Here is a 24,397-nt window from a genome sequence, read left to right as displayed (position 1 = left end):
AGTAATGTATGAAGCTAACCAGTACTAATTGCCCGAGAGACTTGGTTATTACTCTATGATAGATTGTTAGAGCTTTCTAAAGAAGCTTAAGATTTTGGCGGTAATAGTGTTTGGGTACCACCTGACTCCATTCCGAACTCAGAAGTGAAACTGAATAACGCCGATGATAGTGTGGCATTCGCCATGTGAAAGTAGGACACCGCCAAATTATTCGACGTTAAAAGACGATGGTACATCGCAAAACAATACCAATTCAAAAGGCTCCTTAGAGAGCCTTTTTGCTTTGTGATATACGATCTATAGTAAAACCTTCCATGGTGATCATTCCAGACTTTGAATTAACGCTCGGGAGAAAATATCCGCTGGCTTCAAAGTCGTTAAAAGCAGTGCTTTTAACCCATTCCGAACTGACGAAGTGAAACTGAATAACGCCGATGATAGTGTATTTATCAAAAATACGTCCTGTATTTTTTCAAATCAGCCACTTGCTAATCCGTTACAAGTGGCGTTCGACGGCAAATAGCTGGCGCTATTTGGTTTTTCCGTCTTACCATTGCTATGTGACAAATTTGTTGGGAACAAATTTGATCAATGGAAGCATGACATTGACCATGTAATGGCGTAAGGCAGGAAGCCTGAAGTTAAGTAGGACACCGCCAAATTATTCGACATTAAAAGACGATGAGACATCGCAAAACAATACTAATTAAAAAGGCACCTAACGGTGCCTTTTTGCTTTGTGATATATGATTTATAGTAAAATCTTCCATGGTGGTCATTATGTGATGGATATTTTTTCTAAAATTACAAGGAAAACCAATAACAACTGATCTATACTTGGTGTGATATGGATTGTTTTGGTGAGTTGGCTATGTATAAAAGAAAATATAATAATCAACGCGGCGGCGTATTACTTATTGCATTAATTATTGTCGCAGTAGTTTCAATACTGTCTGGCTCAATTTTATATATGCTGAAAACTAATGTTGTTCAAAATCAAGCTATTGAAAACTATAACAATTCACGTAATAGCGCTTTTTTGTCGCTAAAAGAAACCTTGGAAGCGAATGATTATGTTTATACTAATACACCAGTCTTTTCAAGCATTAAAAGCTATAGCTCAGGCAGTTCAAGTATCACGGTAACGAATACCGTGAATTCAGATTTAAATGATGCAGTGTTTCCAGATAATGTTGCATTAAACAATGCCTCTGCTGTATTGCAATATCATGTGACTATGGAGGTTTCTGCGCAAACAGGGCATCAAGCGGATTATGTGGCAGTTGTTAATGCGCCAAGTCAATATCGTCAAGAGAATGATTTAACACCGCAAACGACGCAAAATATTAATATCCCAACGGTTATTTTAACTAATCTTAATAGCGCACAACAAATCTCAGGAACAGGTGGGTTAAGTGATGGGCAAGCAGGTTTTTTTGGAACTGTTGATGTTGATAACTCAGGAACCGTCGCAACAACAGGGAAAGAGCTAGTGATTAACCCGGCTGCAGGGGGAAGTTACTCATTAAAGTTTGAAGATAATGGTACATATAGGTTGGAGCAAGGTTGGCATTTAGATGCTGGTGTATGGTATTGGAATTTATTGTTATATGATACTTCCACTGTTAATGCTTGGCATACAAGCATTACCCTAAATACACTTAAAACCTCACCATCTGATTTCTCATCCTTAACATGGCAGAATGTATTAGGGCAGGAGGATAATCCACATCCTGATTATGATTCAGGTAAGCAATATCCAAAGGGAAGTTACGTTACCTTTGATGGGCAAGTATTTGTTTCAACTTCGGCTGTTAATAGTGGTAATAATAGAGATCCTTATAGCAGACCAAATGATTAGCGTTTGGTGATTCCGGGTGGCACATATCCTAACTGGAATACCGATGTGAAATATTATAAAGGAGATATCATTACCCAAAATGGCGTGCAATATGTTGCAGTTAGCAATACTACCACTAGTACAAATGCTCCACCAAGTAGTCGTTGGGCAGTTGCGAAACTTGATAATGTAGATGGATGGCAGCGCCAAGTCTATAACCCTGGAGATATGGTTACATACGAAGATGAAGGTAGTTTTTTTTACATTTGTTAATATAAGAAGAAGTTCATCAAATAGAACGTCTTTTGAGCAGAATGGACATTGGCGTGTGGTGCCACAAGATAGCTTTCCTTTAGCATATGACTCAAGAGTGGTCTACACCAAAGGATTACAAATCAGTTATTATAATCAAGTATTTGTTAATATCTCAACAACACGTAATAACCCATACCAAAACAACAACAGTCGCTGGCGTATCATTATTCCTGAAAATACAGCGCCTGCTTATAATACTCAAGTGCGCTATTATAAAGATGATCGAGTCAGTTATCCAGACCCATCAGGGCCTGATAAGCAATATATTGCTGATGTGAATTATAATAGCTCTATTGCACCGAATAGACCGCCACCAGGCAATAATTGGAAAGTTGCACAGTAGTTTAAAGGAGATGTTTATGGTAACCATATTAATGAAAAGAATACCTCGACTATTGAGCCTATGTGTTATAACGTTATCCTTTGGGTATAGTGCGTTATTGCCAGTTGATAAGACGTTGATTAATATGAAGTTAGTGAATGACTATAATGATATATACGCGCTTGCAATTACTAAGGATACATCTAATTGGATCCAAGCGTGGCTTTATAATAATGTAGGCACAGAAATCTCAACAGGCTCTAATTTGGTGCAGATAGCCAATATTACCAATAGCTATATTTTACCAATTGATTTGCAAAGTAATCAAAGTACAACAAAAGCATTAATTTTTCTATCGACAAATGTTGGCTTAGCCAGTATTGTTTCTTTATCGTTAAATAGTCAGTCAATCTCATTATCAACTGCAACAGAGGTACTTTCGTTAACACCTGCAACTAATCTAGTTTATCCACCACAAATTATTCCTGACAGTGCAACAGAAGATTTCTTAGTGTTGCCATATGCATCTTCAATCGATTTATATAGATACACACCAGCAACACCGCAACTTACCTTTTTGAGAACGGAAACAGCGCCTTTTAGCGATCAAACGATTAAACAAGTTCTGCCTTTTAAAGGTTTTATGGTCGTTATTACGGAGAACAATCTGACACCTCCGCCTGTGGGTTATGCCCATTTCATTGCGCTAGGTGTTAATAAGGAGTTTGCGACTATAAATTTAACGTCTACAGATGGCGTCTACTTAACGTATGACCCTGCGACACAGCAGACACTTTTGAAAACTGCGAGTGATCCTACTGGGATTGAGGTTCAGGATGTACCAATGCCATATGGTGTAATTGGGATGCAATCAGTACAATAAAATGGCATTACATAGGAGAGGTGACAAAGCTTATTCTGGAACACAGCGTATGCATAGTTGGCGTCATTATAGCCCTTAACCTCGGCTAAATTTAAGTAATAATGGATTATGGTCTGAGATTTTACGGCTCTCGATTGCCGTGGCGTATTGGCAATTAAGATTACGATACATCACAAGGTCAAGCGGATGTTTGGCAAAGCGCTTGATATGTTTATCTTCTTCAAATTGTGCTTGTGTTAAGTTCAGCGCATCGCAAAATTCATGAATGAGTGAATTACGCTTTTTATTCCAACTATTAAAATCACCGGCAATAATAACGGCAGCGTCTTGATACTCGGCAAGATAGTCATGCAATTGCAGAATTTCTTCTGCATAAATACGTGAATTATTAAAATTAATCGCATGTACATTAATGATGATCAGTGGCGTGTTGTCAGCAAAAACATAGTGATTGGCAAGGCTTGACTTGTGTGTTTTAAAGAGAACTTCTGTTTTTTTAGATAAGATTTGCTGTGCTTTATGGCTCATAACACTGCTTGCCGTCATCACACCATAGGCGTGTGATTTAAGCTGTAAGTTGGGTGCAAAATGTAGACAAAATCCATCTAATGGGAAACTCGTGCTATCAGTGTGTTTTGCCTCTTGTAAGCAATAAAAGTGAAGATTATATGCTTGTTGTAAGCTTTTGATAAAGTGTTGGAACTCAAAGGGATCCTTATGATTAATTTTATAGATATTCCAGCTCAAGATACTAAAAAAATCAGGCGTGAAGGGAGATTTAACCTGATTTTCACAGCTTAGGGTAATTTGTGGTGGTTTAAACATAATTATAATAAAGGGGATAAAACTTTAACCATACTTTCCCCTAACTTACGTGCTTTTGATGGTGCTGGCAATGTCTTGTCAGCATCTTTTAAAAACTCACTCATCCATTGATCAATTTGTTTGATAATGGGCGCTTCATAAGCATAGGTCACGACTTCATAATTTAAAAATAAGCTTCTATTATCGAGATTTACGGAACCAAGCATAACTGCTTTATCATCAAATAAAACGGCTTTTGCATGAATCATTTTCTTGTCAAATAGAGCGATTTCAATACCGGTTTTAGCAAGTTGACGCATAAAGTTACTACGCGCTAAATCGGCAATTAAATGGTTAGATACTTTGGGTGTGATAAGTTTGACATCAACGCCGCGATGATAAGCAATTTGTAATGCTTCAAGCAACGAATCAGAGGGTACAAAATAAGGGGTCACAATCCAGATCCGTGTTTGTGCGGCATAAATGCCGGCAATAAGTGAATCATATAAAGCATCATTAGGGATATCAGGCCCTGAAGGAGCCACTTGAATTAAGTTTTGTCCATAGTCTTTTTTCAAGCAAACCTCTTTCATTGGATCAAGATGTTCTTTTGCTGAATACTCCCAGTCGGAAGCAAAGATGTTATGAAAGTGGCAAACTGCATGCCCTTGTATTTTAAACAAGATGTCATCCCAGCGCTTATTGCAAAGAGTGGGTCCCATGTACTCATCTCCTAAATTCATCCCTCCAGTGAGCACAGTATAATTATCAAATAGATAGATTTTTCGATGGTTTCTAAAGTTGATATAATTACGAAAAGGCATTTGAATAATTGGCATGAAGAAACACACTTTGCCCCCCGCTTTACGCAAACGTTTAAAAATACGCTGATTGAAGTATACCCGATAAGAGCCTAGAGAGTCGATTAAGAGTTTCACGGTAACACCTTGCTTAGCTTTTTCAGTCAATGCCGCAAGAAGTCTTAAGGTTACGTGATCATTTTGAAAGACATAAGTGCTGATATAGATACTTGTTTTGGCTTTATGAATTTGATTAATAAGTGCCTCATAGGCATGAATGCCATCAAGATAAAGCTCAAAGTGATTGTTGCTGGTAGGTGCTGGGATATCCTGATTGATCAATACTGTACGAATGGGGTGTGGATTATAAGTGTCGACATGATCAATTTTACGTAAATTAAATTCATGTTTGTGGCGTTTGCGCTTACGTTTGCGAATGCCAAAAATAAAATAAAAAGGCACGGCAACATAGGGTATTAAGATAATGGCAAGAAGCCATGCCATCATGCTGGTTGGTTTTTGTTTCTCCGCAACCATGCGCACGACAACGATTAAAATTAAAATTTCACATATAATTAAAAAGGTATGTAATTCAATAAGATTAAATATACTCATTTATTTCCTTCTATCCTTAGATGAGGCTTAGCAAATTCTATAACAATAATAGCATGGCTTTGATAAATGGACAGTGTCAAAGTTTGATAAAAATTACAAGCATTTTGAATCGCTAGTTTTCTTTACGTTTTTTTTATTTTTTATGCTACCATGCCGAGAGTCTTTATGTCGTGGCTAAGGGGTGAACGATGATTGTTGAAAACGAAAATGAGAATGCGACAGATCAAGAGGTTTTGTCGCGCCTACGCTGGGCGGCAAGAAGGGGTATGCTCGAATTAGACCTTATTCTTTCGCCATATATTGAGTTTGCTTATTTGGCAGCAGCTCAAGCTGAAAAAGAGGCATTTCATGCATTGCTTAAATGTGAGGATCAGGATCTTTTTAACTGGTTTATTAAATCAAAACCAGCAGATGAAGCACATCAAGTGATGGTTGATAAGATTTTAACCGTTAAAAAACAAACAGCTCAACAGCAAGCAAGTAATATAAATTTGTCTTCTCAGGAATTAACGATGATTTTAGATAGAAATAATAAATTTGATCAATCCAGCTTGATGCAAGAGGTATCAAAGCACTGGCTGTGTGATGAGCAGATGATTGTAGAGAAGCTTGCCAAGCAAGCGGCACTCACAGATAAAGAGCGTTTATCTGTGCAGGATATTGCCAGTGGTTTGGTAGCAAGTGTACGTGAAACACGTTTGAGTAAGAGCGGATTAGATGCTTTTATGACAAAGTATGATCTTTCAAGTGATGAAGGGATTGTACTGATGTGTTTGGCAGAAGCCTTATTGCGTGTTCCAGATAAGCACACGGCAGATAAGCTCATTAAAGATAAACTAACGAGTGCTAATTGGCATGAGCATGTTGGCGATAGTGAGTATCTATTTGTGAATGCCGCGACGTGGTGTTTGATGTTAACCGGTAAAATATTAAAGCCAGATCAATATCAGAATAAGTTCAAAGGCGTACTAAAAGGTTTCTTAGATAAGCGCTCACGTCCGGTTGTGCGTCGTGCGGTAATGCATGCAATGAAAGTTCTTGGTCAGCAATATGTCATGGGTGAAACGATTGATAAAGCGCTAAAGCGCGCCCAAGAAAAAGAAGCGATGGGCTTTACCTATTCGTATGATATGTTAGGTGAGGCGGCAACGACGAAAGCCGATGCTGAATATTACTATAATGAATATCGTCAGGCGATTGATGCCATTGGATTTTCAGCTACCAAAAACAGTGTGCGCACAAACCCTGGGATTTCAGTTAAATTATCTGCCTTGCATCCACGTTATGAAGTGTCACAAGCAGATCGTGTGCATGCTGTGATGTATCCTAAATTGTTAAAATTAGTTGAGTTAGCACAAAGTTATAATATTGGTTTAAATATCGATGCTGAAGAAACTGAGCGCTTAGAGTTGTCTCTTGAATTGGTGAGTCGTTTAGCGCATGAGACATCTTTGCAAGGTTTTGAAGGTATTGGTATTGTTGTTCAAGCGTATCAAAAACGTGCTAGCTTTGTACTTGATTATTTGATTGACTTGGCTGAGCGCACAGGACATCGTTTTATGATTCGTTTAGTCAAAGGAGCTTATTGGGATTCTGAGATTAAACATGCGCAAGTTGAGGGACTCGAGGGTTATCCTGTATTTACGCAAAAATGTTATACCGATGTCTCGTATCAGGCTTGTATTAAAAAACTCTTTGCCAATAGCAAACATATTTACCCACAGTTTGCAACGCATAATGCCTATACAACAGCACTGGTTATGCAATTAGCAGGAGATTATCGTGATTATGAGTTCCAGTGTTTACATGGCATGGGTGATGCACTATATGATCACGTTGTTGGTGAGGGTAATTATAATATCCCATGTCGTATTTACGCGCCAGTGGGGACGTATAAACATCTGCTACCTTACTTGGTTAGACGATTATTGGAGAATGGTGCCAACTCATCGTTTGTCCATCGTATCGTCGATGAGCAGACACCGATTGAAAGTTTGGTTGAAGACCCTGTTGAAAAAGCAAAGCGTCTAGGCTTTAAGGCGCATCCGCAAATTGCGTTACCTGTGAATATGTTTGGAGAAGAAAGAATGAATTCAAAAAGTTATAACTTAAATGACACACGCACATTAGAAAAATTGGCATTACAAATGAGTCAATTTGATCGTGATGATTATATTGCTAAGCCGTTAATAAAAGGTGTTGATACTTCAAAGCTTACTGCGGAAAATATTTTTAACCCAGCAAATAATCAAATATTTGGCAAAGTTTATCATGCCGATAAGGCAATGGCTGAAAAAGCAATGGAAGTTGCACATAATGCATTTGACGCTTGGAGTCTGATTGAAGCTGAAAAACGTGCTGACGCTTTGGATAAGTGTGCGGATTTATTAGAAGAAAATATGCCAAAATTTATGGCAATTGCGGTACGTGAAGCAGGTAAAACCTTGGCAAATGCGGTTAATGAGATTCGTGAAGCGGTTGATTTTTGTCGTTATTATGCCGCACAAGCGCGTGCTGAATTCTCAGCACCTAAAACGTTGCCTGGCCCTACAGGTGAGCTTAATCAAATTAGCTTACATGGTCGCGGTGCTGTAGTATGTATCAGTCCGTGGAACTTTCCATTGGCCATTTTCTTAGGTGAGGTAACAGCCGCCTTAGCTGCTGGAAATACAGTGGTTGCTAAACCTGCTGAGCAAACACCTATTATTGCCTATGAAGCGATTAAATTGCTGCATCAAGCAGGTATTCCTGAAGAGGTATTACAATTTGTGCCAGGTACAGGTGAAGAAGTCGGTAGTACCTTAACGCAAGATCCACGTGTTGCGGGTGTGATCTTTACAGGATCCACTGAAGTGGCCAAAATCATTCAGCAAACGCTATCAGCCAAAGAGGGTGCAATTGTACCATTTGTTGCTGAAACAGGTGGGCAAAACGTGATGGTTGTTGACTCATCATCCTTACCTGAACAGGTAGTGCGTGATGTGATATCCTCGGCTTTTGATAGTGCTGGACAACGCTGTTCTGCTTTGCGCGTTTTATATCTACAAGAAGATATTGCGGATAATGTCATCACTATGCTTAAGGGTGCTATGGATGAATTAAAGGTTCATGATCCAGCGTTTATTGAAACTGATGTTGGTCCTGTGATTGATCAGGAAGCTCAAGCTAATCTAAAAGCACATATCGATAATATGCGCCAATCAGCAAAGCTTGTGCATGAAGTTAGTCAAGATAAGGCGCTTGAGAAAGGGAATTATATTTACCCTGTAGTATTTGAGATCGATAGTATCCATGCGCTTAAGCGTGAAGTATTTGGTCCGGTTCTTCATATTGTGCGCTTTAAAGCGACTGATCTTGAAAAGGTCGTTAAAGATATTAACTCAACTGGTTATGGTTTAACGTTTGGTGTGCATAGTCGTATTGAGGAAACCGTTAATTTCTTTAAAAAGCATATTCGTGTTGGCAATATTTATGTTAATCGTAATATTGTTGGTGCAGTTGTTGGTGTGCAACCTTTTGGTGGGCAGGGTTTATCTGGTACAGGACCTAAAGCAGGAGGCCCTTTTTACTTACATCGCTTGGCTGTTGAGCGCACGATTAGCATTGATACTACCGCATCAGGTGGTAATGCCTCATTGATGAGCTTAGAACAATAAGGATAACGTTTTAAAATGACTGATTTAGAGCGACAACTGCGTAAGGATCTCGCGGTAAGCCACCATATTGTCTACCACTATGGTTGGGATGATTTATTGGCAACGCATCTAAGTGTGCGTATACCACAATCAAATGAGGTATTGATTACGCCACATAATGTTCCTTTTGAAGAAGTCAACGCAGGAAACCTCGTTAAAGTTGATCTAAGTGGCAAAGTATTATCACAAGATGGTTATACGGTCATGCCGCAAGCATTTAATATTCATGCTGAGATTTATAAAGCAAGCAGCACTATTCATAGTGCGATGCATACCCACAGCACCTATGGTGTTGCGGTCTCGTCGCTGAAATCAGGGTTACTGTTTTGTAATCAACAAGCGTTACGCTTTTATAATGATATTGCTTATCATGATTACAATGGTCTTGCATTAGCAAATGAAGGGCATGAGATTGTTCAAAGTTTGAAGGATAAAAAAGTCATGATTTTACGTAATCATGGCTTATTAACAACTGGTAAAACGATCTATGAGGCGCTTTACTTACTCTACTACCTAGAGAAAGTATGTGAGTTGCAAATTAAATTGCAAAGTGTAAACGACTTACTGATTGAATTAGATGAAGCCGTGTGTCTGAAAACTAAAGCACAATTTGATCGTATTTTAACGCCAGAAAAGGAATTTGTTGTGCTTAAGCGCCGAGTGCAGTACTTAAGCCGAAATAAAGAATAGGAAATCCGTTAATTAATCTTTAGAAGTTTGTTAGACTCAGCACGGGATAGGATAAATTAACGGGACAGCAAAATAGATGGAAAAGATAAAGCAAGCAAGTACCAAGAAAACGGTTGCGATTACAACCTTGGGTGCAGCCTTAGAGTGGTTTGAATTTAGTTTATATGGTTATCTGGCAACTTACTTAAGTATTTTATTCTTTCCCGATGAAAATAGAACTGTCGGCTTGATTACTGTTTTTGGTATCTTTGCCGCGAGTTACTTTATGCGTCCATTAGGCGGTTTTGTCTTAGGTTCTATTGGTGATCGACTAGGGCGACGCTATGCGATCACACTTAGTATTGGCCTTATGTGTATTCCAATGTTTATTATGACCATTATGCCAACGTATAATAGCTTCGGTATTTGGGCGGTAGTTATTTTGATTTTAGCGCGCATGATTCAGGGTTTTTCGGTTGGTGGTGAGTATACTGGTGTTCTCATTATGCTCGCTGAAAGTGCGCCAAAGCAATATCGTGGATTTGCAACAGCTTTAGCAGCGATGTCATCACAAGTTGGTACGATTCTAAGTGCGGTAGTGGTTGGTGTGTTAGCTACAGTTTTTAGCAAAGCGCAAATGCTTGAATATGGATGGCGTGTGGCATTTTTTATTGGGTTTATTTTTGCTTTAATATCAATGTTTTTACAGCATTCAGTACGTGAGTCGCCGTTTTTTGAAGAGGTCAAGAAGTCAAAGAAAGCCTTGAAAAATCCATTAATGACGGCGCTAAAGGGTCCCAAAATGCCGCTTGTATGGGTGTTTGTGTTAACCGGTTATATTGGTATTGCTTATTATATGATGGCGACTTTTTTGCCGAATAACTTTATCGCAACCCGTCATTTAGATGTCAGTATTGTGATGTGGATTACTGTTGTTATATCTGTTGTCTATGCTGTGTTCTCGCCATTGTTTGGCTGGTTTGCCGATTTGTGGGGGCGCAAAGTAATGCTAAACGTCCCGATATTCTTATTGTTAATTCTCGCTTATCCCATGTTTATTTGGCTTAATTACGGTGGCATTGTTCAGATATTAATTGCTGAGTCGATTTTTGCGTTATTAGTTGCAGCGATGACAGCATCGTTTCAAGTGGCAATTAGTGAGCTTTTTCCAACGGAATGCCGCTATAGCGGGATGTCGGCAGCTTATAATGTAGGTAATGCCTTATTTGCGGGCACAACACCGATGATCTCATTAATGTTGGTAGATGTTTCAGGCTCACATTATGCGCCTTGTTATTATTTGATTATTACGTCAATCATTACTTTGGCAGTGATTTATAAAATGCCAGAAACACGTACCAGTAGATATTTTGAGTTAGGTGAGAATTCACCAAAATAATGATCGTTTATATTTATTACTCAAATATAAGCTTTAATGCCGAGTTGATTACGCGTGAAAATTAATGTATCTCGAGACGTTCGGCAAGGTGGGTGTCAGACTACTTGTTGTATTTATTAGAGTTGCCAGAAGCAGCCTTTTCCATTACTTTATTTTCAAATTCTCCGGAGTTATTAGACAAATTAAAGTCTTGGCTGTCGTTTTGAAGTGTATTGATATCTTCAAGTTCAATTTCCTTAATATTTTTTTCGATAGATTTTTTAATGTCATTAATGATTTTATCCCTTGGAATACTGATAATAACTTCTCCGCAGACTTCATGACTCTGAAAATTTTCACCCAAGACTTTATTGAAAATTTCAAGAGATTTCTCAAATAACCAACCATTAGTATTTTTTGTATTATTCATTATCTCCACTAACTTGTCACAGCAATTCTTGGTGCTCGTTTTTTCTGACACACTCTTCAGCTCATCTGCAAGGTTGAAATGATTATGCGATAATCTTGAAAAAAATTGTCATATTTTTCATAGTAACGCTGCCCCAACTGATTAAGTGTCTCAGGTTTTAATTCATCTTTATTGACACTTTTAATAATATCACCAAACTTCATAACTATTTCCTATATTGTTTTAGCTTTGTTGTTATGATACAAAGAAATATGGTGTGCTGATATCGTAGAACTACGGGTAGGTGTATCATATGATTCGATGGCAATACATATCGAGATATGCTTAAGTCATTAAATTTAGCCTATACAACGGGATGTATTAACACATGAGCTTAGAATCACGTATAATCGCTTAAGTTTTGACGTAATAGCGAATGATTTAACATGCTTGAACAAACAGATGTATTAATTGTCGGAGCAGGGACCGCAGGACTGACAGCCGCACTTAATTTAGCGGATGACTGTAACGTGGCGATATTGTGTAAATCTGCCTTGGGGGAAGGCTCTAGCCTTTATGCACAAGGTGGGATTGCCGCAGTGATGGACAAAGGTGATTCATTAGAGGCACATATTGAAGATACGCTTATTGCTGGTGATGGGTTATGTGATAAGGCAGCGGTGCGTTTTACCGTTGAGAATGCTAAATCATGTGTTGAATGGTTGATTGATCAAGGCGTGCATTTTACACTAGATAGTGAGCATGAAAACTATTACCACTTGACGATGGAAGGCGGACATTCTTATCGCCGAATCTTGCATGCTGCCGATGCTACGGGCAAAGAAGTGCAAACGACGTTAACGGTTTTAGTTAAAAACCATCCGAATATAACAGTCTATGAATATTACAATGTAGTTGACTTGATTTTGCAGCAACAGCGCTGTGTTGGTGCTTACGCGTTAAATCTTAAATCAAACAAGATTGAAACTTTTAGCGCACGTGCTGTTGTCTTAGCTTCAGGAGGTGCCTCACGTGTCTATCAATACTCTACAAACCCCGTGGTTTCAAGTGGCGATGGCATTGCTATCGCTTATCGTGCGGGCTGTCGCGTGGCAAATTTGGAGTTTAATCAATTTCATCCAACTTGCCTTTATCACGCTCAAGCAGGATCATTTTTATTAAGTGAAGCATTGCGTGGTGAAGGTGCATATTTGCGTCTACCTAATGGTAAGCGCTTTATGCCTGAGATCGATGAGCGCGCTGAGTTAGCACCGCGAGATGTTGTTGCACGTGCTATTGACCTGCAGATGAAAAAATATGGTTTAGAATGTGTTTACTTGGACATTACCCATAAGCCAGAGGCGTTTATTAAAGAACACTTTCCGATGATTTATGAGAGCCTGTTGAAATATGGACTTGATTTGACCAAAGATCAGATTCCCGTGGTGCCAGCAGCACACTACACTTGTGGTGGTGTAATGGTTGATGATAAGGCACGCACCGATGTTGTTGGATTGTATGCTGCAGGAGAGGTGACTTATACAGGGCTTCATGGCGCTAATCGCATGGCAAGTAATTCGTTATTAGAGTGCCTTGTATATGCTTTTGCTGCTGCTAATGATATTAAACAAAACCTCTCAAAATTAATGCCAATGTCAGATATTCCCCGCTGGGATGACGCACTAGTCACTGACTCGGATGAAGAGATTTTTATTCGCCATAATTGGCGTGAGATCAGACGTTGTATGTGGGATTTTATGGGGATTGTTAGAAGTAACAAGCGCTTGGAACGCGCAATGCATCGCATTAAGCTTCTGCGCCAGGAGGTATTTGACTATTATTCTGATTTTACGGTAACGGCTGATTTGTTGGAGCTTAGAAATCTGGTGTTAGTTGCTGAGTTGATGGTTGAATCTGCAATGCGCAGGAAGGAAAGTCGCGGGCTTCATTTTACGCTGGATTATAAGCAAAAAGATCCACGGTTTTTAAAGCCGACTATTTTACATCCAGCTAAAAACTAATAAAGCGGACGGTGCACTATGTGTAAGTACAATAATGTGATTTTTGATTTTGATTCAACGCTGATCCGTTTTGAATCACTAGAGGTTATTATGGCTGAGTTGCTTCAAGGAGATCAGTCTAAAATACAGCAAATTGAAACCTTAACTAATGCCGGTATGAATGGAGAGATAAGTTTTCGTGATAGTTTGGAGGCGCGTTTACAAGTATCAAAGCCAACAAAGGCGGCAGTCAATGAGTTTGTTGCTCAGTATTGTCCTAGTGCATTAACTGTTGGTATCAAGGAATTAATCGAAACATTACATCAGCATAATGTCAAAGTGTGGATTATTAGTGGTGGTTTTAGTGAGCTTATTTTACCTTTTGCTGAGTATCTGGGCATTCCAGCGTCACGCGTTTTTGCGGTGAATTTACACTGGGATGAAAATGGATACTTTGATGGCTTAAATAATGACAATGGTTTTTGTGATTCAAAAGTCACTGGTGCTACAAATATCCAAGATCAACTGACTGGCAAAACTGTGATTGTTGGCGATGGCTTTACCGACTATGAACTTTACAATGCTGGGGTTGCCAATGAATTTATTGCCTATATTGAATATGTTCAGCGAGATAAGGTCATATCTGTTGCTAAGCTTTGTGCAAAAAATGTTGATGAGCTTAGTACGTTAATTGGCGGTTAGAGTATTGTTGATTTAGTAATGAAAACGGCATTGGGCGATAAGTAAGTTGTTACCTTCAACTTTATAAACAAGTCTATGCGTCAAATCAATTCTTCGAGAGTACCAACCTTGGTATATTCTGCTATTACAATTTTGACCATGAAGTGGCGGATACAGAACTTTTAAGGGAGTGTTGGCTATTGCTTAAATAGTTTTTATACTAGAGGCAAGATTTTATAAGTAAAGGGCGATGAAATGGATAGAATTGATCATGTTGCCATTGTGGTCAAAGACTTAGAGCAAACACTTACATGGTATTTGTCGCACTTTAATGCCAAACTCATTTATCAGGATGATACGTGGGCAATGATTGAGTTTCAAAATATAAAGCTTGCCTTTGTCGTGCCTCATCAGCATCCACCACATATTGCGTTTAATTCTGAAAAGGCGGAAAGCTTTGGTAAGCTTAAGCCGCATCGTGATGGTACGGTATCTTGTTATGCAAAAGATCCATCGGGCAATATTGTTGAATTTATTAAGCCATGAATATTGCTATTTGCTACAAAAAACAATAGAATTTGCGAGCTTTTTAAAAAGCGCTTTAAATTATGATAACAAAAAGTCAAGCGGCATTATGTCAGCTTGAGCATTCGGAGAATACTATGTTCGCAATTATTAAAAGTGGCGGTAAGCAGTACAAGGCCAAAGAAGGTGGTGTACTTAAGCTAGAAAAAATTGAAAAAGGCGTTGGTGAAACAATTGAGTTCACTGATGTGTTGATGTTGCAAAATGGCGATGAGATTAAAGTTGGCAGTCCTGTTGTTGATGGTGCCAAAGTCGTTGCTGAAATCGTTGAGCAAGGTCGTCATAAGAAAGTTCAGATTATCAAGTTTCGTCGTCGTAAGCACAGCATGAAACGTCAAGGTCATCGTCAGTATTACACTGCGGTAAAAATCACAGCAATTCAAGGTTAATTTAAGGAGTATAAAACATGGCTCATAAGAAAGCAGGCGGTAGTACTCGTAACGGTCGCGATTCCAATCCTAAGTACCTAGGTGTTAAGCGTTATGGTGGTGAAACTGTTAAAGCAGGTTCAATTATCGTGCGTCAACGTGGTACAAAATTCCATGCTGGTGTTAACGTTGGTTGTGGTCGTGATCACACGTTGTTTGCAACGACTGATGGTGTTGTTAAGTTCCACACAGGTGGTCCTTTAAATCGTCAATTCGTTTCAATCGAAGCAGTTGCGGCTAACGCTTAATTATCGATTAGCGAAAGCAAACAAATAAAAAAGGCGCCAGATTGGCGCCTTTTTTATTTGCTTTATATAAGGGCGTATTGCATATGCCCTTGAGAAGTTTATCTCATTAAATTGTATTGTTTATAGAGGATATGACACTTGTGAAAACAGAACTTTTTGATTATGAATTGCCTGAGCACCTTATTGCGCGTTATCCAGTAAAAGAGCGTGATCAAAGTCGTTTATTGGTACTCGATCGTCAAAAACAAGCACTAAGCAATCATATTTTTAGTGAGATTGTTGATTATATACAAGCGGATGACTTGGTTGTTTTTAATAACTCACGGGTGATGGCAGCGCGCCTTTTTGGGCAAAAAGAAACCGGTGCCAAGCTTGAGTTTTTAATTGAAAAAGTCATTGATGATAAGCGTTTTATCAGTCATATTCGCGCTAATAAAGCACCTAAACTGAATTCAGTGGTTGAGATTGCTGATATCAAAGCGCGCGTGATCGAGAAAAATGACGGGTTATATCATATTGAATTAATTGATGGCAATGTTTGGCAGTTAATGGCTGAGCATGGTCATATGCCGTTGCCCCCTTATATCAAGCGCCAAGATGAAGCTTTTGATATAGAACGCTATCAGACGGTTTATAGTGAGCTTCTTGGCTCTGTTGCTGCACCAACTGCTGGGCTTCATTTCACAAAAGAGATATTGCAAAAAATAAAAGACAAAGGTGCTGATATTGCTTATGTCACACTGCATGTTGGCTCTGGTACCTTTAAGCCAGTGCAAACAGATGATATTCATGAACATGTTATGCATAGTGAGTTGATTGATGTGCCACAAAACGTATGTGATCAGATCAATAAAACCAAATCGCAAGGCGGGCGTGTAATTGCTGTGGGTACAACTTCAGTGCGCTCACTGGAAACAGCGGCAGCTAATGGCAGTGGTGAGATAAGACCGTTTTATGGTGAGAGTGATATTTTTCTGTATCCAGGGAAAATCTTTCATGTTGTTGATGCGATGGTGACTAATTTTCACTTACCAAAATCAACATTAATTATGTTAGTTAGTGCCTTTTCTTCAATTGATATGATTAAAAAAGCATATCGCCATGCAATAGATGACAACTATCGCTTTTATAGTTATGGTGATGCTATGTTTATTCATTAAAGTCACCATCATAATGACAAAAATACGCATTATTTTATCTCTTTTAACCGTCAGTGCTTTTAGTATGTCGTCAGTTTTTGCAGCAACAGAGTCAACTGCTAGCCCAACACATAGCGCTATGGCTGAATCGCAACCTCAGCAGCAAGCAACGATTGTCAGTGATACATCGCAAACAGATAGTCGGATGAAAGTCATTTCTCCAGGGAATCAATCGATGTCTTTGGAAGATCAGCTAAGAGGTGTACAAGCGCCGCAAGCCATTACGCCGGAGAATCCTGTTGCAGTTTCACAAACAGCACAAATTAATTATCCGGTAACGGTTGGCAATGAAGGGCAGATTGATCAGCTGCAAACGGAGCTTAGCAATATGTTTGTTAAAGCGGACAAAAATGCAGATGATCTAACGAAATATCAGCAGTATAGTTTATATCTAGCCTATAAACAAGCACAGCAAAATCAGTTGCTGCTTGAGCAAAATAACAAAATTATTTTAGCTTTAGAGAAAATTTCGCTACAGAACCAATTGTTGTTAGCGCATCAAAGCTCAAAATAATTGTCCACAATTCACAGTCCACAGTCCACAGTTCACAGTCCACAGTCCACAGTTTTAATATTTCCGATTGAAATTTAAATGTTGCGCTTTAAGAATTAAAAATTATAATAATCATTAATTATTAAATGCATATTTAAGTTAAATCCAATGAAAAATAGTTATTTAGGGGTTAGTTTCACGCTGTTAAGTGCATTAATTTATGCATTTCAAGCAGCATTGATTAAGAAGTTTAATATCGGATTAAGTGTACCTGTGATTGTATTTAGTCAAAGTTTAGTTGCGTTAATTCTGATATTGCCAATTATCTTGTATAAAAAGCATCAATGGCAGGTCAATTTATTAAAAACACAAGTGCCGTGGCAGCATTTAGCAAGAACGGTGTTTAGTCTGGGAATCAGCTATTTTCTATTTATTGCAATTATGCATGTGCCATTAGTCGATGGTGTGTTGTTAGCGAATACGGCGCCATTTTTTGTGCCCTTTATATTATTTATTTTTATGCGACAAAAGTTTCAGCATGCATTATGGTTGCCGTTAATTGTTGGTTTTGTTGGTGTTATGATGATTCTAAAGCCTGATGCCAAAATCATGAACCCTTACGCCATTGTTGCTTTGGGTGCGGGCTTATCTATGGCTTTATCAATTATTATGGTGCGTAAAATTTCAAGCTATGATAATGGTTTGACGACTGTTTTTTATTACTTTTTATTTTCAAGTATTATTGCTGGAGTTGTTAGTATTCCCTTCTGGCGAGCAATATCGCTTTATGCATTTTTAATACTCGTTGTAATTGGTGTGTTATTTTTCTTTGTACAATATCTTTTAGTGTTGGCATTAGGCTATATTCATGCGCAAAGTTTCTCTGTGCTGTATTACGCTAATGTTATTTTTGCAGCCCTGATTGGTGTGTTTTTTTTCGCAGATCGTTATGACTGGCTGACACTTGTAGGAATAGTGCTGACAATTATGAGTGCCATTGTTATAATCCAGCTTCAGGCACAACGTCAAAAGGTAATAAGCTAAGCATGTCAGATGCGACAACACAACTGCTAGAGTTTGCGATTTGCGATACAGGATTGTTAATTCGTAAGATTTATAATTTTCATGCAAAAGAATTAGGTTTAAATGTTTTAGATCGGCGTGTATTGGTGCACGCAAGGTTTCGTCCAAAGCTTACTCAAATTGAGTTGGCAGGACATCTAGAAATCGAGGCACAAAACCTTATTCGTGTGCTTGATCGCTTAAGTGATCAAGGTCTTGTTGAGCGCATTGCACATGAGAGTGATCGTCGTGCAAAATGTGTTATTGTCACCAAGCGTGGATTTGCTGTTTTAGAGGAGTTGGATAAAGCAGTCAAACAGCATTATGCACAGATCTTAGTTGGTGTGGATCTGGATGAAAAAAATGCGCTTATTATGACGTTGGATAAGCTGAAAATTAATCTAGCAAAGACGTTAGAGGATATGCAAAGTCAAAATATACAAACTCAGGCATAGCTTTTTGTTATAAAGCTGATTATTTTATTTTATTGGATTGATCAAGTGTTCTATGTGACAATTCATCTTGTGTCGAGAGAATTGTTCATATAGGAGCACAAAATGCCAAATCAATATAGCAATAACTTTGAGTTAAATATTCTTAAAAAATATGGCAAACCTGCTGAAAAAGTTTTAACAGATCTACATGATCAAGGCGTTTCATATCTTGAGGCCTCTGAGTTGATGGGCTATCAAGTATGGACAGTTAAGCGTTGGTGTCGTCGTTATGGGATTAGTCTTGCGCAGAAAGAGTTAAACACTGAGATTAATAATCGTGAGTTTATGAATAAGTTTCATGAACAAGAATTAAATAAATATAATATCTTAAGCCGTAAATGGGTTGTGTTACACTAGATCTTACTCGTTATATCCAGAGATTTGTTTTGCCGTTGGGCTTTTGGCAACGTCATTGCGTTCTTTAAATGTGCCAAAACATAAGTCACCTAGATAGTTAGTAATGCCCCAGCAATAGTTTTCGTTATGAAAATGGTGGCGCATATGCGCGCGTTTTAATCTGTATCCAACTTGAGTTTTCGGCTGATAGGCAGGGATGTGATGCGCTAAATGCATCCACTCATAAAAAAGATAGTAAAGAATACCAAATGTAAATGGCACAAGTGCTACACTAAAGCTCCAGGTGATGAGTGCAAATAAAAGATATGTCTGGATAAGATGTAATATAATGGCTGACCATGGTGCAAACAGTAGCTCAACATCTTGAGGATATTTATGATGCCCATGATGTAGTCTTATTTGGAAATTGCGGAAAAATCCGTGTTTTTCAGTAAGCTTGGCATGCAATAAATATTTATGGGCATACCATTCATAAAAAGGTGCAATGATAATCGGTAAAAATAACCACCACCAGTAACTGCTAAATACGCCTATAAAAATACTAAGGGCTAAAAAGGCGGAAAAAAGCAACCAAAGCACTTGTACAGTGCGATGTGCAAAATAAACTTTAAATACTTCCTGCATAAGTCTGTTTGTTATCAACAAATCCAAAGATAGCGTGATTGTAACAGCTACTAAGTTTCCCTGCCATTAAAACAATCATTGAATATAAATTTAGGCTAAGATTAAATATTTACTCACAAGTGTTCACCGTACCCTGAGCGTAAGTCGAAGGGTAAGTTTGGGAAAATCACACTTCATAGAGGCTTCGACTTATGCTCAGCCAGCGCTTACATAACTAAAATTGACTGTAATATGATCATTGTCGCCTAAATTTATCGAATGCTTTAATGAAAAAACTCTGTCAATAAGCTAGGCTAAATAAGCTAGACAGATTAAGAAAAAGTAAGGAAAGCTGATGTTAAGTTTTGCTATTGCGTTAATTGTAATTATGAATCCTATTGGTAACTTAGCCATTTATATTGGGTTGATTACGGGGAGAGATGAACAGGATTGCAATAAAACCGCTAAAATTTGTGCCATTGCTATTTTTGTACTCTTGATGATTTCATTATGGATTGGTTGGCCAATTTTAAATTTCTTTGGAATCAGTATTGGCGCATTTAGATTGGCTGGTGGTCTAATTGTTTTACGTATTGCTTTATCGATGATCCAAGGAGGTAATCATACACATAAGAAAGGTGAGAAAAAGATAGATGATGAAAAACAACCGTCTATAGCTGTGGTACCAATGGCAATCCCTGTGATTGCAGGCCCTGGTGCAATGGCGGTTATTATTAGCCATTCACATGATTTCACTTTGTGGCAATTTTTGATGGCAAGCATCATATGTGCTGTGGTTTCAGTATTTTTTTGGTTATTATTAAAATTCACACCTAAGCTTGCACGTTTTCTTAGTGAAGAAGCGTTATCAGTAATATCACGTGTTATGGGACTTATTCTAGCGGCGATTGCCATTCAGATGATGGCAGGTGGAGTGACTGCACTTTTTCCCATACTGAATTAGGTTAATGTATCTAACCTAATACTTAAGAATACCTATTTGAAACTGATTTTTGGTTATTTATTATTCATAATGTATTTGTTAATGAGTAATAAATGATGAGAGGTTAAGTATGCAAAAAGAAGGTATTTTGGCACTAGGTTTGGTGATGATTTTTGGTGTATCTTTTTCTTCAGAGAATATTGATTCATCACGCCTTAAGTTAGCAGCAGCTGGTGCGCAAGCGGCCTACTTGAATCATATTGACTTTGATGAAAGAAGTGAAACAACAGAAGCCAAAGCTGCAAATTTTTTAAAAGAGCAAGGTTTCACAATAGAGTTATTTTCTGATAATGCAAAAATTGAACAAAACATCTCAAATACAGGCTTAAAGCTTGATTTAAGCTATGACTTAGCAAGGCACAAAGAAAACTACGTTTTATTTGAGAAAAATTGGCATTTAAATGAAAATTATCCTGTTCAAACTTATTCAAGTAATATCATGGGTTCACAGGTTTTAGTGGCTAAAAATAATGATGAAAATACAGTAATTATTAGTTTTAGAGGAAGTGATAATATAACCAATTGGGTTTTGGATGCTTTTGTTGTGCCCTCTTTTTTCAATGGAACTAATACAAGAGCTCATACTGGTTTTCAGCTATATTTGATAGAAATAATGCTAAATAAAAGATTTCTAGATTGGATGGATAGCAATGTAGATAATAATACCAAAGTGATCATTTCTGGACACAGTCTAGGCGGTGCTGTAGCAACGCTTTTTTCAGCTAAAATGGCGGAAGATGATAAGCTAAAATCTGATCATTTATCAGTTATTACCTTTGCTGCACCTGCTGCTGGCCAGTATGACTTTGCTGCATACTTTAAAGATAAACTGGTTGATTATATATGGGTTGCAAATGTTGTTGATCCAGTGGTTTATATCACACAGGCATTTGGTTACCATCACTTTGGAATCTCATATTTTTTCATGAGTGTTAACGAAAGTTGGGTAACACATAGCATGGCAAATTATTATGACCATATTAGCCGTATTTAACTTTATCTATGGATGCAGAGAAATTTAAGCATTAACCACAAAATTTCTATTTTTTTCTTGAATTTATCCAATTAATGAACTTTCTTTACCAAGAATTTAAATTGTTTCTAAACTATATGACTGGAGAAAACCATGAGGAATAAGTTAATATTTTTATTAGGCATTACTCCTATGCTAGGAGTACCTGTAATAAGTAATGCGTCTCAAGAGTGGCTAATTGGTGAAGGGCTTATCTTACCATCTTTAGCACAGGGAAAGAGTCAATGTTTTGAATATGTTGGTAAAGAAGCATTGCCTATTAAACTAAGTACTGTAGATAAAATGAAGTTAATTACCGATTATAAGACTGCACAATCAAGTGTCGGCGTTGAGGCAAGTACTAATTTTTCATTTGCAGGATTTAGTGGTGGTGCGTCTTTAGGCATGTCATCAAAAATTGCAACGAGTGGTAACGATATAGGTTTTAGTTACTATGCTACAAAAATAGGATTAAAAACAGCGGCGAAATCTCAAATTGGTTTAACTGATATGGGACGGAAGTACTTTTTGGCTTATGCGAGTGCGAATGGGGATAGTTTATTAGAGGCAGCAAGTGAACTTATTCGTCAATGTGGTGCAAATATAATCATGTCAGAACAAAGAGGGGCGTCATATCAAGTGATGGCCAAGCTTTCTTCCAGCTATTCCTCCTCAGTAAAAGAACTCGCGGCATCAGCTCAAGGATCAGGTAGCTTTATAGAAGTCTCAAGTAAATTTGACTCCTCTCAAAGTAATACAAATCAAGCTTTTTCATTAAATATAGAAAGACAATCCAATGGGCAAGATTTAAACTATCCAGAGTTAAGTGATGCAATATCGCAGTGCTCATTGAATGAAGATGGAACAATTAATCAAAGCTGCAAAGATATCTTCAGTAAATATGCAGGAAAAATTCTGGGTCATATTCAAGATCCAAGCCAAGACTATGAGGTTTTACCCCAGGTAGGGTTGCCAACTATGAAGCCATTGAGTGAGTTTGACCCTGAGGATATTTTAGATTCAGATCATGAAACCGCACTTAATAAAGCAGTTGGGTTATATCAGCAGCAATATGATAGATTGCAAAATACTTGGCTTGATCAAAACAAATTATATACACGCTTAAATGGCATGATGCAGGTCTATAGTGGACATAATCAAAAGGCATTAAATTCAACGACAAAGAGCACACAGAATTACACATTTGGCAGCGTGTCATCAACTGAAAATATCTTAGATAGATTGAAGTTAGCTAGAAATAATGCATCTGATAATGTTGAGCAGCTTAAACTTGCTTTGTTTGCGTGTAGTGATGGTATATGTAAAGAAAGCCAAGTAAATGAAACCTTAAAAAATCTAAAAACAATTGATGCGAGCATTATGGAAATGGTTAATAAAGTGCAGCCAGTTGCATTGGGTGAGCTAAAAGGAATAGAAATGCCAACAGGTGTAACCAATGCACCAGCAAATGCCTTTAATTGTAATGATGAAATACAGGTAATGTTCAATAATCCAGAGGTTGAGAGTGTAATCATCGGTAATGATAAAGTCACACCGAATGAAAATTATGTGGTTAAAATGCAAGGCTTATGCTCAGCAGATTCTAAAATTACGCGGATACCCATTTTTGTGACATTAAAGTCTGGAGAGGTTGGTTTTAGGTTTATTAATAGCTTACCGGGTAAGGCAAACAAATTTGCGATTTCAAATGCTATGGAGTTAAGTTTAAAAAATGATTCTGAAGGCATCAAAGCATCATGTAGCGATAATGATAGTAGTATCTCGTTATTGGCAAATATGATGTATGAAGAGCTAAACAGTATGGTGGCTATTAGGGTTTACAGTATCGGAAGCTGTAGTGTTTACGGAACGAAAATAGATGGCACTAAACATTATGGGTTACCGGACAAACAGAGAAGAATATATATTGAGGTAATGGAAACAAAAGGAAAAGAATTTATGCCAACTAAGGGAACTTATAAAAAGTAATTTTAAAAGTGAGGTGAATATATGAATCATAAAATTAAAAAGCTAGTTTTTGTTGCTTTGATGATATCTATTTTTCAGATAGCAAATGCTTATTGGTACGATATGATAAAGTTGGAAAATAATAGTCAGACATTATTATTTTCAGTAGTAAGAGATAATGTTGATCATGGGTGGGTTGGTAATCCGCAGCAAGGATACTATTGGGAGAATGATGCGGAGTATGGCAAAATATTTTTTATAAATCGGGGGAAAAAAGATGTGTCATATGGTTTTGAGGGACAGTTTATAGTAGAAATTAAAGATAAGGTTACGGGTTCTGTAAAAGGGCATTGTAGATTTTACTCATGGGTGAGATCTTCAAAAATAGCTAACTGGGCGTGCTCAATGCCAATAACCATAAATGCTAGTATGGATGAAAAAGACACGGATTCAATTTTAGGGGAGTGTTCATAAAACTGTGTCAATTTAAATTTAATATTGATGTAGTGTGTTATTGCTAGAATAAACAGAGCA

The 24,397-nt window shown here is 37.8% G+C and carries 27 protein-coding genes and 1 rRNA gene; 22 read left to right on the top strand and 6 right to left on the bottom strand.

Features of this window, described 5'->3' with window-relative positions; genetic code table 11:
- The first annotated feature begins 93 nt into the window (after positions 1-93).
- From rrf to ACY10D_RS09865, 5 genes are all read left to right on the top strand, one after another.
- Positions 94-208: ribosomal RNA gene (gene rrf, locus ACY10D_RS09885) — 5S ribosomal RNA — on the top strand.
- 663 nt (positions 209-871) lie between these two features.
- Positions 872-1,861 (top strand): hypothetical protein, encoded by a 990-nt coding sequence (locus ACY10D_RS09880; RefSeq protein ID WP_487000566.1) that lies wholly within the window; start codon positions 872-874, stop codon positions 1,859-1,861.
- 3 nt (positions 1,862-1,864) lie between these two features.
- On the top strand, positions 1,865-2,113 hold the full coding sequence (locus ACY10D_RS09875) for a hypothetical protein (protein ID WP_487000565.1): 249 nt from the start codon (positions 1,865-1,867) through the stop codon (positions 2,111-2,113).
- Positions 2,085-2,498: a hypothetical protein gene (locus ACY10D_RS09870; protein ID WP_487000564.1), complete on the top strand. Its 414-nt coding sequence runs from the start codon at positions 2,085-2,087 to the stop codon at positions 2,496-2,498. Before ACY10D_RS09875 ends, ACY10D_RS09870 begins: the two co-directional genes overlap by 29 nt.
- A 16-nt stretch (positions 2,499-2,514) precedes the next feature.
- Positions 2,515-3,360, top strand: a complete 846-nt coding sequence (locus ACY10D_RS09865; protein ID WP_487000563.1) for a hypothetical protein — start codon at positions 2,515-2,517, stop codon at positions 3,358-3,360.
- A gap of 75 nt (positions 3,361-3,435) precedes the next feature.
- On the opposite strand, the gene ACY10D_RS09860 is transcribed toward ACY10D_RS09865, so the two are convergent.
- Positions 3,436-4,185 (bottom strand): endonuclease/exonuclease/phosphatase family protein, encoded by a 750-nt coding sequence (locus ACY10D_RS09860; protein ID WP_487000562.1) that lies wholly within the window; start codon positions 4,183-4,185, stop codon positions 3,436-3,438.
- A 2-nt stretch (positions 4,186-4,187) separates the two neighbouring features.
- Positions 4,188-5,579 carry a cardiolipin synthase gene (gene cls / locus ACY10D_RS09855; protein ID WP_487000561.1) on the bottom strand — a complete coding sequence of 464 codons (1,392 nt, stop codon included), beginning with the start codon at positions 5,577-5,579 and terminating at the stop codon, positions 4,188-4,190.
- 188 nt (positions 5,580-5,767) lie between these two features.
- Between cls and putA the strand changes: the two genes are divergently transcribed.
- The 3 genes from putA (at position 5,768) to ACY10D_RS09840 (ending at position 11,342) form a co-directional block, all read left to right on the top strand.
- Positions 5,768-9,235: a bifunctional proline dehydrogenase/L-glutamate gamma-semialdehyde dehydrogenase PutA gene (putA, locus tag ACY10D_RS09850; protein ID WP_487000560.1), complete on the top strand. Its 3,468-nt coding sequence runs from the start codon at positions 5,768-5,770 to the stop codon at positions 9,233-9,235.
- 15 nt (positions 9,236-9,250) lie between these two features.
- A complete protein-coding gene (locus tag ACY10D_RS09845; protein WP_487000559.1) occupies positions 9,251-9,964 on the top strand; it encodes a class II aldolase/adducin family protein in 714 nt (237 codons plus the stop codon).
- 76 nt (positions 9,965-10,040) lie between these two features.
- Positions 10,041-11,342 (top strand): MFS transporter, encoded by a 1,302-nt coding sequence (locus ACY10D_RS09840; RefSeq protein WP_487000558.1) that lies wholly within the window; start codon positions 10,041-10,043, stop codon positions 11,340-11,342.
- A gap of 100 nt (positions 11,343-11,442) precedes the next feature.
- On the opposite strand, the gene ACY10D_RS09835 is transcribed toward ACY10D_RS09840, so the two are convergent.
- Together ACY10D_RS09835 and ACY10D_RS09830 are read right to left on the bottom strand one after the other, a co-directional pair.
- Complete coding sequence (locus ACY10D_RS09835; RefSeq protein WP_487000557.1) at positions 11,443-11,751, bottom strand: hypothetical protein; 309 nt, start codon at positions 11,749-11,751, stop codon at positions 11,443-11,445.
- 56 nt (positions 11,752-11,807) lie between these two features.
- Entirely contained in the window at positions 11,808-11,954 is a 147-nt protein-coding gene (locus ACY10D_RS09830) for a hypothetical protein (RefSeq protein ID WP_487000556.1), read from the bottom strand.
- A gap of 222 nt (positions 11,955-12,176) precedes the next feature.
- On the opposite strand from ACY10D_RS09830, the gene nadB reads away from it, so the two are divergent.
- Together nadB and ACY10D_RS09820 are read left to right on the top strand one after the other, a co-directional pair.
- Complete coding sequence (gene nadB / locus ACY10D_RS09825; RefSeq protein ID WP_487000555.1) at positions 12,177-13,751, top strand: L-aspartate oxidase; 1,575 nt, start codon at positions 12,177-12,179, stop codon at positions 13,749-13,751.
- Positions 13,752-13,769: 18 nt separating this feature from the next.
- A complete protein-coding gene (locus tag ACY10D_RS09820) occupies positions 13,770-14,432 on the top strand; it encodes an HAD-IB family phosphatase (RefSeq protein WP_487000554.1) in 663 nt (220 codons plus the stop codon).
- A gap of 12 nt (positions 14,433-14,444) precedes the next feature.
- On the opposite strand, the gene ACY10D_RS09815 is transcribed toward ACY10D_RS09820, so the two are convergent.
- Complete coding sequence (locus tag ACY10D_RS09815) at positions 14,445-14,549, bottom strand: type II toxin-antitoxin system YoeB family toxin (RefSeq protein WP_487000567.1); 105 nt, start codon at positions 14,547-14,549, stop codon at positions 14,445-14,447.
- Between the two features lie 117 nt (positions 14,550-14,666).
- Between ACY10D_RS09815 and ACY10D_RS09810 the strand changes: the two genes are divergently transcribed.
- The 8 genes from ACY10D_RS09810 (at position 14,667) to ACY10D_RS09775 (ending at position 19,277) form a co-directional block, all read left to right on the top strand.
- Positions 14,667-14,957 carry a VOC family protein gene (locus ACY10D_RS09810; protein ID WP_487000553.1) on the top strand — a complete coding sequence of 97 codons (291 nt, stop codon included), beginning with the start codon at positions 14,667-14,669 and terminating at the stop codon, positions 14,955-14,957.
- A 116-nt stretch (positions 14,958-15,073) separates the two neighbouring features.
- Positions 15,074-15,385 (top strand): 50S ribosomal protein L21, encoded by a 312-nt coding sequence (gene rplU / locus ACY10D_RS09805; RefSeq protein ID WP_440992863.1) that lies wholly within the window; start codon positions 15,074-15,076, stop codon positions 15,383-15,385.
- A gap of 17 nt (positions 15,386-15,402) precedes the next feature.
- Positions 15,403-15,672 carry a 50S ribosomal protein L27 gene (gene rpmA / locus ACY10D_RS09800; RefSeq protein ID WP_487000552.1) on the top strand — a complete coding sequence of 90 codons (270 nt, stop codon included), beginning with the start codon at positions 15,403-15,405 and terminating at the stop codon, positions 15,670-15,672.
- Between the two features lie 140 nt (positions 15,673-15,812).
- Positions 15,813-16,832 (top strand): tRNA preQ1(34) S-adenosylmethionine ribosyltransferase-isomerase QueA, encoded by a 1,020-nt coding sequence (gene queA / locus ACY10D_RS09795; RefSeq protein ID WP_487000551.1) that lies wholly within the window; start codon positions 15,813-15,815, stop codon positions 16,830-16,832.
- Between the two features lie 13 nt (positions 16,833-16,845).
- Positions 16,846-17,385, top strand: coding sequence for a hypothetical protein (locus ACY10D_RS09790; protein ID WP_487000550.1), 540 nt, complete (start codon positions 16,846-16,848; stop codon positions 17,383-17,385).
- 147 nt (positions 17,386-17,532) lie between these two features.
- Positions 17,533-18,408 (top strand): DMT family transporter, encoded by an 876-nt coding sequence (locus ACY10D_RS09785; protein WP_487000549.1) that lies wholly within the window; start codon positions 17,533-17,535, stop codon positions 18,406-18,408.
- Positions 18,409-18,410: 2 nt separating this feature from the next.
- Positions 18,411-18,881, top strand: coding sequence for a MarR family winged helix-turn-helix transcriptional regulator (locus ACY10D_RS09780; RefSeq protein WP_487000548.1), 471 nt, complete (start codon positions 18,411-18,413; stop codon positions 18,879-18,881).
- Positions 18,882-18,983: 102 nt separating this feature from the next.
- Positions 18,984-19,277: a hypothetical protein gene (locus tag ACY10D_RS09775; protein WP_192484195.1), complete on the top strand. Its 294-nt coding sequence runs from the start codon at positions 18,984-18,986 to the stop codon at positions 19,275-19,277.
- 3 nt (positions 19,278-19,280) lie between these two features.
- Here ACY10D_RS09775 and ACY10D_RS09770 read toward each other — a convergent pair whose 3' ends face one another.
- Positions 19,281-19,901, bottom strand: a complete 621-nt coding sequence (locus ACY10D_RS09770) for a sterol desaturase family protein (RefSeq protein WP_487000547.1) — start codon at positions 19,899-19,901, stop codon at positions 19,281-19,283.
- A gap of 334 nt (positions 19,902-20,235) precedes the next feature.
- Between ACY10D_RS09770 and ACY10D_RS09765 the strand changes: the two genes are divergently transcribed.
- The 4 genes from ACY10D_RS09765 (at position 20,236) to ACY10D_RS09750 (ending at position 24,337) form a co-directional block, all read left to right on the top strand.
- A complete protein-coding gene (locus tag ACY10D_RS09765; protein WP_487000546.1) occupies positions 20,236-20,844 on the top strand; it encodes a MarC family protein in 609 nt (202 codons plus the stop codon).
- A gap of 109 nt (positions 20,845-20,953) precedes the next feature.
- Positions 20,954-21,877, top strand: a complete 924-nt coding sequence (locus tag ACY10D_RS09760; RefSeq protein WP_487000545.1) for a lipase family protein — start codon at positions 20,954-20,956, stop codon at positions 21,875-21,877.
- 132 nt (positions 21,878-22,009) lie between these two features.
- Entirely contained in the window at positions 22,010-23,884 is a 1,875-nt protein-coding gene (locus tag ACY10D_RS09755) for a hypothetical protein (RefSeq protein ID WP_487000544.1), read from the top strand.
- 21 nt (positions 23,885-23,905) lie between these two features.
- On the top strand, positions 23,906-24,337 hold the full coding sequence (locus ACY10D_RS09750) for a hypothetical protein (RefSeq protein ID WP_487000543.1): 432 nt from the start codon (positions 23,906-23,908) through the stop codon (positions 24,335-24,337).
- Positions 24,338-24,397 lie beyond the last annotated feature (60 nt).

The sequence above is a fragment of the Cysteiniphilum sp. genome (assembly GCF_057495195.1).
This window is presented reverse-complemented; position numbering and strand designations above follow the sequence as displayed.

Coding starts and splice junctions, on each gene's coding strand:
- ACY10D_RS09835 (WP_487000557.1), bottom strand. CDS start 11,751: ATGAATAATACAAAAAATACTAATGGTTGGTTATTTGAGAAATCTCTT.
- ACY10D_RS09760 (WP_487000545.1), top strand. CDS start 20,954: ATGCAAAAAGAAGGTATTTTGGCACTAGGTTTGGTGATGATTTTTGGT.
- rpmA (WP_487000552.1), top strand. CDS start 15,403: ATGGCTCATAAGAAAGCAGGCGGTAGTACTCGTAACGGTCGCGATTCC.
- putA (WP_487000560.1), top strand. CDS start 5,768: ATGATTGTTGAAAACGAAAATGAGAATGCGACAGATCAAGAGGTTTTG.
- ACY10D_RS09780 (WP_487000548.1), top strand. CDS start 18,411: ATGTCAGATGCGACAACACAACTGCTAGAGTTTGCGATTTGCGATACA.
- ACY10D_RS09880 (WP_487000566.1), top strand. CDS start 872: ATGTATAAAAGAAAATATAATAATCAACGCGGCGGCGTATTACTTATT.
- ACY10D_RS09870 (WP_487000564.1), top strand. CDS start 2,085: ATGAAGGTAGTTTTTTTTACATTTGTTAATATAAGAAGAAGTTCATCA.
- ACY10D_RS09820 (WP_487000554.1), top strand. CDS start 13,770: ATGTGTAAGTACAATAATGTGATTTTTGATTTTGATTCAACGCTGATC.
- nadB (WP_487000555.1), top strand. CDS start 12,177: ATGCTTGAACAAACAGATGTATTAATTGTCGGAGCAGGGACCGCAGGA.
- ACY10D_RS09770 (WP_487000547.1), bottom strand. CDS start 19,901: ATGCAGGAAGTATTTAAAGTTTATTTTGCACATCGCACTGTACAAGTG.
- ACY10D_RS09765 (WP_487000546.1), top strand. CDS start 20,236: ATGTTAAGTTTTGCTATTGCGTTAATTGTAATTATGAATCCTATTGGT.
- ACY10D_RS09750 (WP_487000543.1), top strand. CDS start 23,906: ATGAATCATAAAATTAAAAAGCTAGTTTTTGTTGCTTTGATGATATCT.
- ACY10D_RS09810 (WP_487000553.1), top strand. CDS start 14,667: ATGGATAGAATTGATCATGTTGCCATTGTGGTCAAAGACTTAGAGCAA.
- ACY10D_RS09755 (WP_487000544.1), top strand. CDS start 22,010: ATGAGGAATAAGTTAATATTTTTATTAGGCATTACTCCTATGCTAGGA.
- cls (WP_487000561.1), bottom strand. CDS start 5,579: ATGAGTATATTTAATCTTATTGAATTACATACCTTTTTAATTATATGT.
- ACY10D_RS09865 (WP_487000563.1), top strand. CDS start 2,515: ATGGTAACCATATTAATGAAAAGAATACCTCGACTATTGAGCCTATGT.
- ACY10D_RS09775 (WP_192484195.1), top strand. CDS start 18,984: ATGCCAAATCAATATAGCAATAACTTTGAGTTAAATATTCTTAAAAAA.
- rplU (WP_440992863.1), top strand. CDS start 15,074: ATGTTCGCAATTATTAAAAGTGGCGGTAAGCAGTACAAGGCCAAAGAA.
- ACY10D_RS09785 (WP_487000549.1), top strand. CDS start 17,533: ATGAAAAATAGTTATTTAGGGGTTAGTTTCACGCTGTTAAGTGCATTA.
- ACY10D_RS09845 (WP_487000559.1), top strand. CDS start 9,251: ATGACTGATTTAGAGCGACAACTGCGTAAGGATCTCGCGGTAAGCCAC.
- ACY10D_RS09830 (WP_487000556.1), bottom strand. CDS start 11,954: ATGAAGTTTGGTGATATTATTAAAAGTGTCAATAAAGATGAATTAAAA.
- ACY10D_RS09860 (WP_487000562.1), bottom strand. CDS start 4,185: ATGTTTAAACCACCACAAATTACCCTAAGCTGTGAAAATCAGGTTAAA.
- ACY10D_RS09840 (WP_487000558.1), top strand. CDS start 10,041: ATGGAAAAGATAAAGCAAGCAAGTACCAAGAAAACGGTTGCGATTACA.
- ACY10D_RS09790 (WP_487000550.1), top strand. CDS start 16,846: ATGACAAAAATACGCATTATTTTATCTCTTTTAACCGTCAGTGCTTTT.